The sequence below is a fragment of the Mesorhizobium sp. NZP2234 genome (assembly GCF_013170765.1).
Lineage (GTDB): Bacteria > Pseudomonadota > Alphaproteobacteria > Rhizobiales > Rhizobiaceae > Mesorhizobium > Mesorhizobium loti_D.
Genome location: NZ_CP033364.1, coordinates 944,096 through 960,601, shown reverse-complemented (window position 1 = coordinate 960,601; position 16,506 = coordinate 944,096). Strand labels below are relative to the sequence as shown.

The window sequence follows — 16,506 nt, the reverse complement described above, 5'->3', positions numbered from 1 at the left end:
GCGGGCACCGTCTTGCGGCCAGGCGAACGTCCGGCCGTCGCGGAATGCGGATAAAACCGGTTACTTCAGCCGGCCCAGCGCCGCGCGGATCGAGGCGGTGATGCGGCGCAGCTCCGCTTCGTCGAGCTTTTCGATGTTCTCGGCCAGAAGATTGGCCAGCTCGGTGGCGGCGGGGCTGAGACCCGACGTGTCGAGCTTCACGCGCGGATGCGAGGCTTCGGCCAGCCGCGCCAGCTCCTCGGCATCGTCCCAGATGATGTTGAAATAGCCGATGATCTTCTGGATCAGCGTCCAGGTCGGCGCGCCGCGCCTGCCATGCTCGAGCGCCGACAGATAGGCGGCGCTGATGCCGATCGCCGCCGCCATGTCCTTCTGGGTAACGCCGCGATCGGCGCGAAGCGCCCGCAGCCTCTCGCCGAACGGTGTCATGCGCCCCGCCCCACGGCTTCAGCCCTCATGAACGCACCCGCCGCAGCCTGATATAGAGCGCGCCCGAGCCGCCATGGTTGCGGGCGGCATGGTCGTGGCTGGAGACCAGCGGCCGGAACGCCGGCGTCGACAGCCACGCCGGCACCGCGCGCCGCAAGACGCCGTCGCCGCCGGAGGACGACCCCTTGCCGGTGATGACCAGGACATAGCGGATGCCGCCGGCATGCGCCCGGTGCAGGAACGAGAACAGCAGCGAATAGGCCTCGTCCTGCGTCATCCCATGCAGGTCGACGCGGCCCTCGATCGGCAGCCGGCCCTTCGCCAATTTGTCCAGCGTCGGTTCGTCGAGGCGATGCGTGACATGCTGCGCCTTCGGCTTTGCCGCGCCCGGCGCATTGGCGGCGGGTTGCGCCGCTTGCGACGATGTCGGCATGGCGTCGGCGGCGATATCGGGAATGTCGACGGCGGCCCTGCCCTTCAGCGGCTTGGCCGTGCGCGCCACCAGGTTCCACAGCACCCGGTCGTCCTCGCTGAGCTTGTCCGGACGCTTGCTCATCTGGCGCCCCCGGCCAGCGGGCGCGGCACCAGCGCGTAGAAATCGGCGGCGTTGCGCACCACGCCGGCGATTTCGCCGGCCGCGTCACCGGAGCCGGCGAAGAGATCGCCCCGCGCCGGCCCGGTGATGGCCGAGCCGGTGTCCTGCGCGATCATCAGCCGCCGGAACGGTTGTTTGTCAAAGGCGGTGAGCGTCGGCGCGTCGATGTGGAAGGGCGTGCCGAATGTGTGCAGCAGCCGGTCGACGGCGACGGAACGGCCCGGCGTCAGCGGCACCTTGGCGGCGGCGATCGGGCCGAGGGCCGCGTCCTCGACATCGGCCTCGCGGAAGAAGATGTAGGAGCGGTTCTGCCACAGGATCTCGTCGATGCGGTCGGGATGCGCCTTGAACCAGGCGCGGATCGACTGCATCGTCACTTGCGCCAGCGGGATTTCCCCCAGCTCGCTCAGGATTTTGCCCGGCCCGGTAAAACGCTGGCCCGATTTGGCCGCGTAGGTGACGCGGCGCAGCCGGCCATCGGTCATGGCGAGCCGCGCGGCCCCTTGCACATGGACGAAGAAGGCGTCGACCCTGTCGGCCAGCCAGGCGATCTCCAGGCCCTGCCCGGCCAGCGCCCCGCGCTCGATCGCGCCACGGTCGAAATACTCGACCGGTCCGTCCGCCGTGCGGCGCGCGAAGGCGAGATAGGAATCCATCCCCCGCGGCCGGTTGGCGTCGTCAACATCGACGAGATCGGGCGGACGCGACAGGAGCGGCACGGCAAACCGCCCGGTCCGCACCGGCGAGGCCTCCACTTGCGGCTCGTAGAAGCCGGTGACCAGCCCGGCGCCGGTCTCGGGCCGCACCAGCATGGGGACAAAATGGCGCTCGAAGAAAGTTCGCGCCTCCGACCGGTTCACGGGCGGCGCGGTGCGCGCCTCCGCGTAAGCCGCCGTGAAGCCGCTGAAATCGACGCCGAGCGCGCCGCTGCGATAGGGTTTTACCGGCGCATGGAAGGCGGAACGGCGAAAAGCCTCGAAGGCCGGCAGGTGGTCGTCGTCGCCCCAGCCGGGCAGGTCGTCAAAGGATTTTTCGAGGAAGAGAGGCGATAGCGACACCGGAGCCCCGTCGCTTTAAAGCGCGTGGTGTTTGAAGAGCGTCATGCGACGCGCTTCGAGTCTTGGTTTTGATGCAAGTCGTCGTCCCAAAACCGCTTCGCACTTTTGGGCGACATGCATCGGGACTCAGTCTTCTTCTTCGGTGGCGACGAGCTTCCAGTTCGGATCGCGCGAGCGCGTGTCGCGGGCGAAGGTCCAGACATCCTTGACCTCGGCCACGGTTTCCGGATCGCCGTCGATGACGGCGCCCGCCTTGTCACGCGTCGCCGAAATCAGCTCGCTGATGATACGCAGCGTCACATGCGCCTCGCCGCCCTTCATCTCGGCCGAGACGATGTCGGCCTTGTCGATGCCGACGAAGGAGGACTGGATCTTTTCCGACTTGGCCTCGCGCTCGCCGATCGCGGCGACGAAACCGTCATAGACTTCGCGCGACAGAAGGTTCTTCAGCGTTTTGCGGTCGCCGTCGGCATAGGCCATGACGATCATCTCATAGGCCATCTTGGCGCCGTCGACGAAGCCCTTCGGATCGAAGGACGGATCATTGTCCTTGATCGCGCGCAGGCCCTTGTTGAGATCGGTGTCGGGCTTGGCGAAAGCGTCGATCGCCGTATAGGCATCGGCCGGTGCCGGCTCGCCCGGCAGCCGCTTGCGCGGCAGCGAAACGACATTCTCGGGTTTCTGGGTGGCGTCCTTGTCGGTGCGCGCCGCCGTGTAGGGGTCGAAGGGCGGCCGCTCGCTACCGGTCCGACGGCCCAGCACGTTGCGCAGCTGGAAGAAGATCACCACCGCCGCGATCAGGAAGAAAATCGTGCCGAAGTCGAAGAAACCCATATCTTCCGCCAATCAATCCCTGCCTCTAGGCCGGACCGTCCAGCCAACAGGCCGCGGTCGCATAGCGTTCAACATTCAAAGCATATAGAACGCAAGGTGTAATCATTCAAATCAAAGGCAGGCATACCTATCTAACAGCCTCCGTGCCAGCGGCGATTGGTCGCCAGCGGGCAAAACAATCGAATGGTCGGTAAAGACTTGCGCATTTCGCTGCTTCCCCTCTTCCTCCTCGCGCTCCCGCTGCTGGAAATCGCCGGTTTCGTCATCGTCGGCCGAGAGGTCGGCGCGCTGGCGACGGTCGGCCTTGTGCTGGCCTCGAGCATCGCCGGCGTGCTTTTGCTCCGGCATCAGGGTTTCGGCGTCATGGCCCGCATCCGCGCCGAGATGGATGCCGGCCATGATCCCAGCCGCCAGCTGGCGCATGGCGCCATGATCGTGGTGGCGGCGATCCTTTTGATCATCCCCGGCTTCATCACGGACATTATCGGACTGCTGCTGTTCCTGCCGCCGGTGCGCGACTTCGCCTGGAGCCGCTTCAAGGGCCGCATCGTGGTGGCCACCGATTTCTCGGCCGGCGGTTTCCGCGGCCGGCCGCGCGAAAAGGTCATCGACCTCGACGACGGCGACTATTCGCGCGAGGACGATTTCAAGCGCGGCCCGGATCACAATTCGCCGTGGCGGCGCCTGAAGGACGATTAGGAGGCTGCTCGTTCACTTCGTCATCCCAGGGCGAAGCAGCCGCGCAGCGGCGTCGCGGAGACCCTAGGATGGCGAGGCGGGAAGCAAGGCGGCAAACCTTGTCTTGTCATGCCGGCCATGGTAGCGAACGCCCGATTTCAATTCGGTCAGCAACGCTGCCCAGGCAAAAGGAAAAGGCTCATGGCCAGCAATGATGACGCGCCGGTCGGCGCCAACGGAAACGGCAATGCGGCGGCGCAGCCATCGCTCAACGTCCTGGCCCAGTATGTGAAGGACCTGTCCTTCGAAAGCCCCGGCGCGCCGAATTCGCTGCGCGGCCGCGACAAGGCGCCCGGCATCGCCATCAACGTCAACGTCAACGCCAACCCGCTCTCCGACAAGCAGTTCGACGTCAATCTGACGCTGAACGCCAAGGCTTCCTTCGACCAGGAAGTGCTGTTCAACGTCGAGCTGGTCTATGGCGGCGTCTTCGCCATTTCGGGCTTCCCGCAGGAGCACATGCTGCCGATCCTGTTCATCGAATGCCCGCGTTTGCTGTTCCCCTTCGCCCGCCAGATCATCGCCGAGGCGACCCGCAATGGCGGCTTCCCGCCGCTGATGCTCGACCCGATCGATTTCGCGCAGATGTTCCAGCAGAAGATCGCCGAGGACCAGGCCGCGTCCTCGAAGGTCCAGGTCAGCTGATCGCTTCTCCTTCGTGTTTCTGAAAAGCCCGGCCTCGAGCCGGGCTTTTTGTTGGCGGCGCCCCTCCCTTCGTCATCCACGGGCGGAGCAAGGAGCGCAGCGACGCGGCGCAGACCCCTTGGAGCTGCTCCGCAGCCCAAGGGATCCATGCCGGGACTCCAATGCGTCGCCACGGTTCAGATCCTGCACCGTTGAATCCCGTCGGCAAGGTCGCGGCATGGATCCTCGGGTCTCCGCGACGCCGCTGCGCGGCTGCTCCGCCCGTGGATGACGAACTGAGGAGCCGTCACCCCACTTGCGGAACACCGCACAAGCTCTGCGGATTCCAGAACACTCCCTGACGTCACCTCACCCTATCATCGCCGCCTCAGGCAATGGCGCCCCGGCGGTCGCAACCGCCCCCGCGTAGGCGATCGATCGGGGCGGGCCTGCTTCCGTGCATGCCGTTGTCCCAAAACCGCTTCGCACCCTGGGCGGCATGCACCAACGACAAAGGGAACGACGATGAAATTCATGCTGACCGACCGCAATTTGCACCCGCGGGCCAAACCCGTCGCCGACGATTTCAAAACGGGCGGCATCAGCCGCCGCGAATATCTGGCGCTGATGGCCGGCCTCGGCGTCAGCGCCGCCGGCGCCTTCGCGCTGGGCGGCATCGCCGCGACGCCTGCCCGCGCCGCCGAGCCCAGGAAGGGCGGCACCTTGCGCGTCGCCATGAACGTCAAGGGTTTCAAGGACCCGCGCACCTTCGACGGCGTCGAAATGTCCAACGTCGCCCGCCACTGCAACGAATATCTGGTGCGCTGGAACACCGATTTCTCGTTCGAGCCGTGGCTGCTCGAAAAATGGGAGATGAGCGACGACGCCAAAACGCTCACGCTGCATATGCGCAAGGGCATCACCTGGTCGAATGGCGACACCTTCAACGCCGACGATGTCGTCCACAACCTCACCCGCTGGTGCGAGGCGGGCGTGGCCGGCAACTCGGTCGCCGCCCGCATGGGCGCGCTGGTCGATGCCGACACCAAGAAAGTGGTCGATGGCGGCATCGAGAAGGTCGACGACTACACGATAAAACTCAACCTGCCGAAGCCCGACATTTCGCTGATCGCCGGCATGGCCGACTATCCCGCCTTGATCATGCACCGCTCCTATGAGGGTGATGGCGACCCCATGAAGGCGCTCGCCATCACCACCGGCCCCTGCGAGCTGGTGAAATGGGACGCCGAAACAAGCGCCGAGGTGAAGCGCAAGGACAAGCCATGGTGGAAAGGTGACTTCTACCTCGATGGCATCCAGTGGATCGACTACGGCTCCGACCCCAACGCCATGCTGTCGGCCTTCGAATCCGGCGAAATCGACACCGACCATGAAACCGCCTCCGATGCCGTTTCGCAGACCGACAAGATGGGGCTTAGGAATTCCGAGATCGCCACCGGCTCCACCATCGTCGCCCGCTTCAATGTCGGCAACGCGCCCTATCAGGACGTCAAGCTGCGCCGTGCCGCCCAGCTCGCCGTCGACAATGCCGCCGTGCTCAAGCTCGGCCTCGACGGGCGGGGCAAACCCGCCGACAACCACCATGTCGGCCCCATGCATCCCGAATATGCCGATATCGGTCCCGCGAAACGCGACATGGAGGAGGCGAAAAAACTGCTCGCCGCCTCCAGCAAGCCGGACCATGAGTACGAGCTCATCTCGGTCGACGTCGAATGGCAGAAGAGCACCGCCGACGCCATCTCGGCGCAGATGCGCGAGGCTGGCCTCAAGATCAAGCGCACCGTGCTGCCCGCCGCCACCTTCTGGAACGACTGGAGCAAATACCCCTTCTCCTGCACCGAATGGCTCGGCCGCCCGCTCGGCGTCCAGGTGCTGGCCCTCGCCTACAAGTCCGGCGCCGCCTGGAACGAAAGCGCCTACGCCTCGAAGGAGTTCGACGACCTGCTCGACAAGGCGCTCGCCACCCCCGACGCCAAGGCCCGCAAGGAGATCATGGCCGGCATCGAGAAGAACCTGCGCGATTCCGGCATCATCGTCCAACCCTATTGGCGCTCGGTCTACCGGACCTATCGCAAGGGCGTCGAAGGCTGCGAGCAGCACCAGGCGCTGGAGCAGCACTTTGAGAAGGTTTGGATTGAAAGCTGAGGCGCCGGCGCTTCTGCCTTCTCCCCCTGTGGGGCCCGAAGGGCGGGCGAGGCCCGTGACTCGCCCAGGGCGGTGGATTGCCGCGAAGCGGCAAGACGGATGAGGGGTGCGTGACAGATCGCAGCATCGCAGAACCAAGCGCTTGTAAGCACCCAATCCATTCTACCGCCTCACTCCGCTGGAACACCCCTCATCCGTCTCGGCGCTGACGCGCCGATCCACCTTCTCCCACAAGGGGAGAAGGAAGAGGCGCCGCGCTCACCGCTCCGCCCTGACCAGCGTCCAGATCCACCCAACAAAAGTCAGCACCAGGAACGGATAGCCGGCGGCGGGCAGCGGCGCAGAGGTCGGCAGCAAGGGCGCGCCCCACAGGATCATGCAAGCCGAGACGACAAACAGCATGGCGGCCACACCAGCGGTGAGCCGCATCCACAGCGCAAAAGTCTTCGGCGCGCTGACCATGACCAGTGCCGCCGCCCAGAGCGTGATGCCGCCGACATAGGAGGGCACGCTGGCCTGCAAGCCCGCCGCATTCCCGGCCATAAGCAGCGTCTCGCCTGCCAGGAAGGTCAGGAAGCCCGCGGCGACGCAATCATTGCCCAGCCGCTGGTATTTCATCGTCAGCAGCGCGGTGGCGACCACCAGCGCCGCGCCGTCGATCGTCCAGAGTGTTTCGCGGAGTGAGGCGCTGGACACGAAGGTGCCGGCCAGGCCGAAGGTGCCGCCGATGGCGAGGCCAAGAGAGGCGACGGTGTCTGATGTGGTGCGCATTTGATGCTTCCCTTGAGCGGAGAGAGGATACGTCTCTTATACACTCGACAAACCCATCCAGACTCAGACACCATGCAGCATATGGTTTTGTGAGGCTCGATCATGCTCTGGCGGAACGTCGCCTGCGATGCATTGCGAAGCGGTCGGCGCCTTGAGCTCCGCTATGATGGCTTCTTTCGAGTGGTCGAGGTCCATACCGTTGGCGTCACCACTGCCGGTAACGACGCGATGAGTGTTTACCAAGTGCGCGGCGGCAGCGATAGCAATGAGCCCGCTGGCTGGAAGACCATGCGGCTCGATGAGGCGTTCACCGCCGCTGTGATAGATGAAGAATCCGAAGTGCCCCGCACTGGTTACAAGCGTGGGGCGAAAATCTTTAGCTTTATATACTGCCAGATCTAGACTGCTGCAGTCACAGCGTCCCAGTGCCCGAAATAGCGAGTGCCGTGACTGTCGTGGGGCGGCGTGTGGATATGGGTTGGGTGAAACGAAGGGTCGAAGATGGCTTGGCAATAAAGGACAAAAATCCTATCACGCTTGACTTTTTTCCATAAAAGTGCTGATTCGCTTAAGTCATCTCGCGAGCAAAGGATTCGGTGGTGTCGGAGCTTCTAGAACAAACACACGAAATCCTTCGTTACGACCTCAATCCCGAGTTCGTTGAAACACTCTCGATAGATATCGCTTGGCGCTATGATCGTCTCTATGAGGAGCTTCGCGCCGATAGCGCGCTTCCCTTCGAGCTCAAGCTTGCAGAGTTTGCGGCGCGTCGATCCAGCTGTGCGATCAGAGCAATGGTATTCGCCTCGCAACAGCACGGGGTGCCCTATAGTTTTCGGTATCTGGAATGTAACGGACAGGAAAAAATCCTGGTTAAGATGGGCCGAATTGTTGTCATTCAAGAGCCATTTCTAGAGCTGTCGGACGCACCTCGAATTGCGGACTACAAACGAGAATTGGCCGACACACATGGTTTGATTCGTCAGCTTGAACTCAACTTTGGCGATGTACCCAATCGTGATCTGGATTGGTCGGGCGGAATACTTGCTGTGTTGCTTCATGGGGCGTCAGGCCCTCGCTTTACGAGAAGGGATCGCGCACTGGGCGGACTGATGCTTGCAGTTCCAGACGGCGAGTACGCGACATGGATAACGAGGTTAGACCTACATCGTATAGCGATGTTCGGCATAGAACGTCGGCCCCTGTCGCCAGATGATGGAAAGGAGGCCGATCGTCCGCAACTCCAGAAGGACGAGGTGGTGGTCCGTCTCAAGAAACAAAACAAAATCATCAGAGTTTGATCAATGAGTTTTGGTACCCCAAATTTTCGCGGCGAGCGGCTAAGAGAGGCTAGACTTGCCCGAGGCATGTTCAAAAATACGCTTGGGGATTTAATTGGTGTTACTGGCGCAGCAATTTCACGCTACGAGGACGGCGACGATAAGCCCCAGGCTCATCGGATCGGCGTAATCGCCGAAAAGCTGCAGTTCCCTCCTAGTTTTTTTCTGACACCAGCGTGGAACGAAACGATTGATCTCGTTCATTGGCGGTCTCGGGCTTCTGAAAGTAAAAGTGCTCGTGAGATGACCGAGCAACGAATCCGCTGGCTATGCGAAATTTACTCCTTCTTGCATACCGAGGTTGAGTTCTCTTCTTTCTCGCTACCTGATCTGGATATCCCCGAGAACTTTCAGCTAATTACAAATAATAATATCGAGCGTGCCGCTAGTGACCTTCGTTCACATTGGAAACTGAGGGCAGAGCCGATACCTGATATGATCCTTGCGTTGGAGAACGCGGGCATTCCCGTAGCTACTTTAAGAATCCCATCCGACAAGCAGGACGGGTTTTGTTTTACATCGAAGCTTTTGGAAAAGGCTTTTGTCGGAATCAACGTGGAAAATGTGAGTTGTGCTCGGGCCCGTTTCGATGCCGCCCATGAATTGGGCCACCTCGTGCTCCATAAACATGTAACGCCTGAACAGGCCAAGATGCCCCTGGCCCACAAGTTAATCGAACAACAGGCTCATAGATTTGCCGGTGCAATGCTTTTCCCACGCGAAGCATTTATTTCAGAGGTTGGGGCTGTCTCGCTCGATTATTTTTGTGCTCTTAAGAGACGTTGGGGCATGTCTATTAGCGCGATGATAATGCGCGCTTATGACTTGGGTCTTACCGACGAAGAAGGAAAGGCGCAGTTGTTCCGCTCAATGACTGTTAGACGGTGGCGGGGTGCTCTCCGAGAACCGTACGACTCACCTCGCGATATGCCGCTTGAACGTCCGCGGATGTTGCGGAGGGGCTTCGAAGCGATTCTTGGGTCTGGTGGATTTGCCAGATCGACTATTCTATCTGCCCTGCCTCTACCTTCCCAAGAGTTGGAGCAACTGGCTTCTTTGGACGACGGAACCTTTGATGGCGCAAATCTGAGTCAGATGCCCGTCGCGCGACTTAGGCCTGCGGCGGAAATGCTCGATTTAGAGAGTGGAAACGTGCTTCAGTTTCGTCGCCGGATCCGCTGATCAGGTTACCGCACTGCCCGCAATCCCCGCGCTGGGGCCGCTGCCTGCGGCAGCTTCCACCCGGACTTGCGCTCGCATCGACCCGCCGGGTCGATGCGTCCGGCCGAAGGCCGGACCGCTCAATCCCCCATCTTCAAGGCCTGGATAAACGCCTCCTGCGGGATATCCACCTTGCCGAACTGCCGCATCCGCTTCTTGCCTTCTTTCTGCTTGTCCAAGAGCTTGCGCTTGCGGCTCACGTCGCCGCCGTAGCACTTGGCGGTCACGTCCTTGCGGAGCGCCGAGATGGTTTCGCGGGCGATGACCTTGCCGCCGATGGCGGCCTGGATCGGGATCTTGAAGAGGTGGTGCGGGATCAGCTCCTTCAGCTTTTCGCACATCTGCCGGCCGCGCTTTTCCGCCGCCGTGCGGTGCACCAGCATGGAGAGCGCGTCGACCGGCTCTTCATTGACCAGGATCGACATCTTCACCAGGTCGCCCTCGCGATAGTCGGTGAGGTGATAGTCGAACGAGGCGTAGCCCTTGGAGATCGACTTCAGCCGGTCATAGAAGTCGAATACGACTTCGTTGAGCGGCAGGTCGTAGGTCAGCATGGCGCGCTTGCCGACATAGGACAGGTCGGCCTGGATGCCGCGCCGGTCCTGGCAGAGCTTCAATATGCCGCCGAGATAGTCGTCGGGCGTCAATATGGTGGCGCGGATCCACGGCTCCTCGATCGCCGAGATCTTGACCACGTCGGGCATGTCGGCCGGGTTGTGCAGTTCCTTCACCGAGCCGTCATTGAGGAGCAGCCGGTAGACGACTGACGGCGCGGTGGCGATCAGGTCGAGGTTGAACTCGCGCTCCAGCCGCTCCTGGATGATTTCCAGATGCAGCAGGCCCAGGAAGCCGCAGCGATAGCCGAAGCCGAGCGCGGCGGAGGTTTCCATCTCATAAGAGAAAGAAGCGTCGTTGAGGCGCAATTTGCCGACGGCGGCGCGCAGATCCTCGAAATCGGCGGCGTCGACCGGGAACAGGCCGCAGAACACCACCGGCTGCGCCGGCTTGAAGCCGGGCAGCGCATGCGCGGTGGGGCGCTTGTCCTCGGTGATGGTGTCGCCGACGCGCGTGTCGGCCACTTCCTTGATCGAGCCGGTGAAGAAGCCGAATTCGCCGGGGCCGAGCTCGTCGACATTGATGCGGGCGGGCGTGAACACGCCGGTGCGCTCGACCAGGTATTTGGCGCCGGTGCCCATCATGCGGATGGTCTGGCCCTTCTTCAGCACGCCGTCGATGATGCGCACCAGCACGATGACGCCGAGATAGGCGTCGTACCAGCTGTCGACCAGCATGGCCTTCAAGGGCGCGGTCGCGTCACCCTCGCGCGGCGGCGGCAATTGGTGGACGATCGCCTCCAGCACGTCGGGAATGCCAAGCCCGGTCTTGGCCGAGATCAGCACGGCGCCCGAAGCGTCGATGCCGATCACCTCCTCGACCTGCTCGCGGATGCGCTCGGGCTCGGCGGCCGGCAGGTCGACCTTGTTCAGCACCACGACGATCTCGTGGTTGTTGTCGATCGCCTGGTAGACATTGGCGAGCGTCTGCGCCTCGACGCCCTGCGAAGCGTCGACCACCAGCAGCGAGCCTTCGCAGGCGGCCAGCGACCGCGACACCTCATAGGCGAAGTCGACATGTCCGGGCGTGTCGATGAGGTTGAGGATATAGTCCTCGCCATTGTTGGCGTGGTATTTCAGCCGCACCGTCTGCGCCTTGATGGTGATACCGCGCTCGCGCTCGATATCCATCGAGTCCAGCACCTGCTCCTTCATGTCGCGCAACTCCAGCCCGCCCGTCAGCTGGATCAGGCGGTCGGCAAGCGTGGATTTGCCATGGTCGATATGGGCGACGATGGAGAAATTGCGGATGTGGTCGAGGGGCGTGCTCATGCGCGCGCTTTAGCAGGGGCGGCAAGCGGCGGCAAGGCTTGCGGCGCAAGGGCTGCCCTGCGGTCACAAAGTGAAGAGCGGCGCCGAAAAATCGAGAATATCGGTCAAGCGACCGTAAATACATAAACTTTGATCGATCCCGTTAGACCTTGATTTTCCGGCTGCGTGGTATCGGCAAGGCCACTAATGTCCTTGGGGGTAAAGAAATGCAGAAAATTGCAGACAGGTTTGCCCGCTCCCGCAGCGGGTCCATGATGCCGCTGTTCTTCCTGAGCCTGGTGCCATTGATCGCAGCCGTCGGCTTTTCGGTCGACTATACCGATGCCGTCCAGACCCGCTCCGGCATGCAGGCCGCGCTGGATGCCGCGACGCTGGCGATCACCACGCTGCCGGCGAGCACGACGCTGCCTGACCGCCAGCAGGCGCTGCAGGACAATTTCGCCGCCAACAACGGCCAGGGCACCGCGACGCTGGTGAGCTTCAACGTCGCCTCCGACGGCACCGTCGCGGCGCAGACGTCGGCCAGCTTCGCCATGCCGACCAATTTCATGACCATCGCCAGGATCGACAGCGTGCCGGTCGCGGTCAAATCGGGGGTCAACAAGGCGCCCAGCCTGGTGCAGGCGACGTTCAAGGTCGACAAGGTGTCGGGTTACTGGAACAAGACGGTGACGCTTTACGGCACGAATTTCGGCGGCACGACGGCGCAGAAACTGATGACGGCCAGCTACGTCTACGCGCCCTACACCTATTCGTACAAGGTCGGGAGCAAGTCATATTCCATGACGGAACAGAAGGGCTACGGCACCACGACGATATCGCTTGTCAACGGTTCGACGCCGACCGTGGTCCAGAAGCAGACCTGCACCACCGTGGGCTCGACATCCAATTTCACCAACCCGCCGGCGGGCGCGATAGTGACCCCCGAATACGACGGGAACAGCAAACAGACGATCTATTTCCAGATCACCTGCGCCACCACCAACGTGCCGGCCACCGGCGGCGGCGCCGCCGTCGACGTCAGCCAGATGGGCCAGCTCTCCCTGCAGATGGATGTCACGACCGGCAACAAGGCGACGTTCAAATCGAACGACACCACGACCTCCAACCACCTCTATCTGGGCACCACACCCACGCCCTTGACCGAGGTGGCCTCGGGCAAGCTGATCGACATCTTTTCCGTCGTGCCTTGCTCGCAGACCAGCTACCAGGCCTGGGAAGACGGCGGCAACTCGCTTCCGGCGGATTATACGAATGCCGACTTTTTCTACAATGTCACCGGCAAGTGCGCCTTCAACCAGCGGCCATCCGAGACGGCGCTGACGCAGTAAGCACCCCGCTCGCCCTTCGCCGACACGGGCGAAGGACGATCGCGCTCATCACAAACCGGTGAGCGCTGTAACGAAGCGGCAGGCGTCAGCGAAATGGGGAATGACCGGCGCGTCCCAGCGCCGCCCCATGGAGCAAGCCGATGCCGAGATCACCAGCCCAAAGGTTCGCCGCACTGTCCAGCCTGGGCGCGCTCGCGCTCGCTGCCTCGCTCGGTGCCGCCGCCGCCCAGCCGCTCACCGTGGTCGAGCTGTTCACCAGTCAGGGCTGCTCGTCCTGCCCGCCGGCCAACGCCAACCTCATCAAGGTCAAGGACCAGCCCGGCGTGCTGGCGCTGTCCTTCAACGTCACCTACTGGGATTACCTCGGCTGGAAGGACACGTTCGGCAAGCAGGAGTTCACCCAGCGCCAGGTTTCCTACGAACCGTCGCTCGGCCATGACGGCCCGTTCACGCCGCAAGTGGTGGTCAACGGCCATGCCGATGTCGTCGGCGCCGCGCAAGGCGAAATCGAGCATCTGATCAAGGCAACGGCCAGGACCGGCGGTCCGTCGCTGTCGCTCGAGGGCGGCAAGGTCGCGATCGGTGCCGGCGCAGCGCCAGGCGGCAAGGCCGATGTCTGGCTGGTGCGCTACGCCAAGGGCGTCGTGCAGGTGCCGGTCGCGCGCGGCGAAAACACCGGCCGCACATTGCCGCACGCCAATGTCGTGCACGCGCTGACGAAGCTCGGCAGCTGGACCGGCGACGCCACCGCCTATGCGCTGCCCGCCGCGGCCGGTGGCTTGAGCACCGCCGTGCTGGTGCAGTCGCCCGGCGGCGGGCCGATCCTGGCCGCCGCGACCAACTAGAAAACCGCCTTCACCAAGAGATTGCGCAACGCCGCATGAGCGGCGCCGCATTGCCCGGCGGCAAGGCCGTCACCCTCAACGACCAACCCAAGGAGACCATCATGACTGTTCTTTCCCGCCTGACGCTGCCCGCACTCGCGCTTGCCTTGTGCTCGACGGCGCTGTTGGCCGGCGGCATCGCCCGCGCCGACGACGCGACAAACGCGATGAAGCCGGCCGCCGACGCGATGAAGCCGGCGGCGGATGCCATGAAACCGGCCGCCGACGCGATGAAGCCGGCGGCGGATGCCATGAAACCGGCAGCCGATGCGATGAAGCCGGCGGACCCGATGGCCACCAACGCCATGAAGCCCGCGGCTGACGCCATGAAGCCGGCCGCCGATGCGATGAAGCCCGCTGCCGACGCGATGAAGCCGGCGGCGGATGCCATGGCTCCGGCCAAGTAGGGCCAGGACATGCGCCCGGTCGCACGAATGTGAGGCCGGGCCGCAACTCGCGCATCGCGCTATCGTAGCTGATCCAATAGACTGATCCCCAGTTGCTGATCAAAGGGGCAAGCCATGAGGAGTGCAACCATGACCGACATCAAGACCCGTTCGACCGGCTTTGCCAGGAGTGCGCTCGCCGCACTCGCCTTGGCGGCCGCCGGTGCCGCCTTCTGGCTGACGCCGGCCGTCTCGGCGGAAGACGCCGTGGTGATCCCGCCGCCGGCGCTGGACGAAAAGGCGGCCTCGGGCAGCGAGAAGGCGATCTTCGCCGGCGGCTGCTTCTGGGGCGTGCAGGGCGTGTTCCAGCACGTCAAGGGCGTCAGCCAGGCCGTCTCCGGATACACCGGCGGCGCCAAGGATGACGCCGTCTACGAGACGGTCGGCACAGGCCGCACCGGCCACGCCGAATCCGTCGAGATCACCTATGATCCCTCGAAGGTGACCTACGGCCAGCTGCTGCAGGTCTATTTCTCGGTCGCCCACAACCCGACGCAGCTCAACTACCAGGGCCCGGACTCCGGCACCCAGTATCGCTCGGCGATCTTCGCCGAGAACGATGCCCAGAAGAAGATCGCGCAGAGCTACATCGCCCAGCTCGACAAGGCCAAGCTGTATGGGGCGCCGATCGTCACCACGATCGAGACCGGCAAGACCTTCTACCCGGCCGAGAACTACCACCAGGACTTTCTGACGCTGAACCCGACCTATCCCTACATCGTCTACAACGACCTGCCCAAGGTGGCGAACCTGAAGCAGCTGTTCCCGGCGCTGTACAGCGAGAAGCCGGTGCTGGTGCTGTCGGCGAGCAACTGAGTTCGGAGGCCGCGTGTAATCTCCCCCCTCGAGGGGGGAGATTTGCGCCTACATGCCCTTCATCGCGTCGCACGACACATCGGGGTTCATGTCGGCGAAGGTGCCGGTCGGGTTCTTCTTCCAGGCCCAGACATGCAGCTCGTAGAAGGCGCCCAGGCCATAGCGATTGGGCGCGCTGTTGAAGTTGAACAGCTGCCCTTCCAGGGAGGCCGGGCCTTTCGAGGTTATGTATTCGACCGCCACCAGCTTGAGCCGGCCGTTCGCCATCGGCTCGTACATGACGGCCTCCGGCTTTGCGAGATCGACGGCATCGTCCTTCAGGTAGGCCGCGTTGACATAGTGGATGCCCATGGCGCCGCCGGCGATGCCGCTGGCGCAAGGGATCGGCGCATAGCCTTCGGCGGTGGCCATCGCCACGTTCTCGAAACGGCCATTGGCCGCCCGTACCTTCTCATCCAGCGTACCCGTGTCATGGGCATTGGCCGCCGTGGCCGCGATCGACAGGATCGACAGGTTGATGAGATGCTTGGTCCACACATGAATGTTCATTTTCTCTCCTCGTTGTTGATGTGCGCGGGAGCAGCCGCTCCCGCCGCCGGCAAGTCGGATGGCTGCACGTGTCAGTGGTCCGACCGGGTGAAATCCCAGTACCGCGGCAGCTGCTCGAGCTCCGGCAAGCCTATGTCGCGTCTCAGATAGTCGTCCTGCGGTGGCAACCGGCGCCGGCCCTTGCGCAATGGTGCCAACAGCAGCGAGGCAAGCCGCCAGGGAAGCCGGCCCAGTAGCGGCCGTCGTCCGACGGGTCTCGAATCCGCCAGCACCTCGCCGGGCGCTTCGTCAGGCATGTCGCCGCCGGCGCGAAGGGCAGTTTGACACCCATCGGAGGGATCAACGATAAAAGTAAGGGTCAAGGACCCGCACCTCCGTGATCTTGTCGACGGGCAGCGCGTTCTTCTGGGCAGTGCTGCGGATCGCTTCCGGCGAGGGCGCGTCATAGATGCAGAAGCTCTGCTTCCTGTCGGGCGACACGAAGGATTGCACCCAGGTCACGCCCTTCTCCGCATTGCGCATGATGACGCCGCCCAGCGCGTCGGCGCCGGCATCGTTCATCGGCACGCTGAGGCCGTCAGGAAATGTGCGTTGTACCACATAGCGAGGCATATCAAGTTTCCCTTTTTCGTTGATTCACGCTCGATTCGAGCGCGACTGGACATTGATCACGCTCGCCAAGGGCGCGCATCGGAGCCTTTCCCTATTTTTTTGTTGGAAGATTCCCTATAGTGGCGACGTTATGTGGTAGGTGGCACCGAAAATGTGGGGAGGGGCACATTGTCGGTCATGGTCCCGGACGCTCGTGGCGGACGTCC

At 63.1% G+C, this 16,506-nt stretch carries 19 protein-coding genes; 10 read left to right on the top strand and 9 right to left on the bottom strand.

The window, feature by feature from the left end; all coding sequences use genetic code 11:
- Nucleotides 1–60: 60 nt before the first annotated feature.
- The 4 genes from EB230_RS04570 to EB230_RS04555 form a co-directional block, all read right to left on the bottom strand.
- A complete protein-coding gene (locus EB230_RS04570; protein ID WP_056574150.1) occupies nt 61–429 on the bottom strand; it encodes a helix-turn-helix transcriptional regulator in 369 nt (122 codons plus the stop codon).
- 25 nt (nt 430–454) lie between these two features.
- Complete coding sequence (locus EB230_RS04565; protein WP_172371577.1) at nt 455–985, bottom strand: Smr/MutS family protein; 531 nt, start codon at nt 983–985, stop codon at nt 455–457.
- On the bottom strand, nt 982–2,082 hold the full coding sequence (locus EB230_RS04560; RefSeq protein WP_172371575.1) for a murein transglycosylase A: 1,101 nt from the start codon (nt 2,080–2,082) through the stop codon (nt 982–984). The genes EB230_RS04565 and EB230_RS04560 overlap by 4 nt, the downstream gene beginning before the upstream one ends.
- Before the next feature lie 126 nt (nt 2,083–2,208).
- Nucleotides 2,209–2,916, bottom strand: coding sequence for a Tim44/TimA family putative adaptor protein (locus EB230_RS04555; protein WP_172347762.1), 708 nt, complete (start codon nt 2,914–2,916; stop codon nt 2,209–2,211).
- A gap of 198 nt (nt 2,917–3,114) precedes the next feature.
- Here EB230_RS04555 and EB230_RS04550 point away from each other — a divergent pair, with 198 nt between their 5' ends.
- The 3 genes from EB230_RS04550 to EB230_RS04540 all read left to right on the top strand — a co-directional run bounded on the left by EB230_RS04550 (nt 3,115) and on the right by EB230_RS04540 (nt 6,444).
- Nucleotides 3,115–3,615 (top strand): FxsA family protein, encoded by a 501-nt coding sequence (locus EB230_RS04550; protein ID WP_081295061.1) that lies wholly within the window; start codon nt 3,115–3,117, stop codon nt 3,613–3,615.
- 180 nt (nt 3,616–3,795) lie between these two features.
- Complete coding sequence (gene secB / locus EB230_RS04545) at nt 3,796–4,299, top strand: protein-export chaperone SecB (RefSeq protein WP_056574136.1); 504 nt, start codon at nt 3,796–3,798, stop codon at nt 4,297–4,299.
- 504 nt (nt 4,300–4,803) lie between these two features.
- Complete coding sequence (locus EB230_RS04540) at nt 4,804–6,444, top strand: ABC transporter substrate-binding protein (RefSeq protein WP_172371573.1); 1,641 nt, start codon at nt 4,804–4,806, stop codon at nt 6,442–6,444.
- 258 nt (nt 6,445–6,702) lie between these two features.
- Here the strand turns inward: EB230_RS04540 and EB230_RS04535 are convergent, their stop codons facing one another.
- Nucleotides 6,703–7,215: a hypothetical protein gene (locus tag EB230_RS04535; protein WP_172371571.1), complete on the bottom strand. Its 513-nt coding sequence runs from the start codon at nt 7,213–7,215 to the stop codon at nt 6,703–6,705.
- 102 nt (nt 7,216–7,317) lie between these two features.
- Between EB230_RS04535 and EB230_RS04530 the strand changes: the two genes are divergently transcribed.
- From EB230_RS04530 to EB230_RS04520, 3 genes are all read left to right on the top strand, one after another.
- Nucleotides 7,318–7,617, top strand: coding sequence for a hypothetical protein (locus EB230_RS04530; RefSeq protein ID WP_172371569.1), 300 nt, complete (start codon nt 7,318–7,320; stop codon nt 7,615–7,617).
- 197 nt (nt 7,618–7,814) lie between these two features.
- Entirely contained in the window at nt 7,815–8,516 is a 702-nt protein-coding gene (locus tag EB230_RS04525) for a hypothetical protein (RefSeq protein WP_172371567.1), read from the top strand.
- 3 nt (nt 8,517–8,519) lie between these two features.
- The gene (locus EB230_RS04520) at nt 8,520–9,737 is read left to right on the top strand and encodes an XRE family transcriptional regulator (protein ID WP_172371565.1); all 1,218 of its coding nucleotides are present in this window, start codon (nt 8,520–8,522) and stop codon (nt 9,735–9,737) included.
- A gap of 119 nt (nt 9,738–9,856) precedes the next feature.
- On the opposite strand, the gene lepA is transcribed toward EB230_RS04520, so the two are convergent.
- Nucleotides 9,857–11,662 (bottom strand): translation elongation factor 4, encoded by a 1,806-nt coding sequence (gene lepA / locus EB230_RS04515; protein ID WP_172371563.1) that lies wholly within the window; start codon nt 11,660–11,662, stop codon nt 9,857–9,859.
- Between the two features lie 206 nt (nt 11,663–11,868).
- Between lepA and EB230_RS04510 the strand changes: the two genes are divergently transcribed.
- From EB230_RS04510 to msrA, 4 genes are all read left to right on the top strand, one after another.
- Nucleotides 11,869–12,993: a TadE/TadG family type IV pilus assembly protein gene (locus EB230_RS04510; RefSeq protein WP_172371561.1), complete on the top strand. Its 1,125-nt coding sequence runs from the start codon at nt 11,869–11,871 to the stop codon at nt 12,991–12,993.
- A 140-nt stretch (nt 12,994–13,133) separates the two neighbouring features.
- A complete protein-coding gene (locus EB230_RS04505; RefSeq protein WP_172371559.1) occupies nt 13,134–13,838 on the top strand; it encodes a DUF1223 domain-containing protein in 705 nt (234 codons plus the stop codon).
- Between the two features lie 35 nt (nt 13,839–13,873).
- A complete protein-coding gene (locus EB230_RS04500) occupies nt 13,874–14,284 on the top strand; it encodes a hypothetical protein (RefSeq protein ID WP_246738913.1) in 411 nt (136 codons plus the stop codon).
- A gap of 129 nt (nt 14,285–14,413) precedes the next feature.
- Nucleotides 14,414–15,139, top strand: a complete 726-nt coding sequence (gene msrA / locus EB230_RS04495; protein ID WP_172371557.1) for a peptide-methionine (S)-S-oxide reductase MsrA — start codon at nt 14,414–14,416, stop codon at nt 15,137–15,139.
- A gap of 48 nt (nt 15,140–15,187) precedes the next feature.
- Here msrA and EB230_RS04490 read toward each other — a convergent pair whose 3' ends face one another.
- From EB230_RS04490 to EB230_RS04480, 3 genes are all read right to left on the bottom strand, one after another.
- Nucleotides 15,188–15,688, bottom strand: a complete 501-nt coding sequence (locus EB230_RS04490; RefSeq protein ID WP_172371555.1) for a hypothetical protein — start codon at nt 15,686–15,688, stop codon at nt 15,188–15,190.
- Nucleotides 15,689–15,759: 71 nt separating this feature from the next.
- On the bottom strand, nt 15,760–15,984 hold the full coding sequence (locus EB230_RS04485) for a hypothetical protein (RefSeq protein ID WP_246738912.1): 225 nt from the start codon (nt 15,982–15,984) through the stop codon (nt 15,760–15,762).
- 43 nt (nt 15,985–16,027) lie between these two features.
- A complete protein-coding gene (locus EB230_RS04480) occupies nt 16,028–16,300 on the bottom strand; it encodes a DUF4242 domain-containing protein (RefSeq protein ID WP_056574107.1) in 273 nt (90 codons plus the stop codon).
- Nucleotides 16,301–16,506 lie beyond the last annotated feature (206 nt).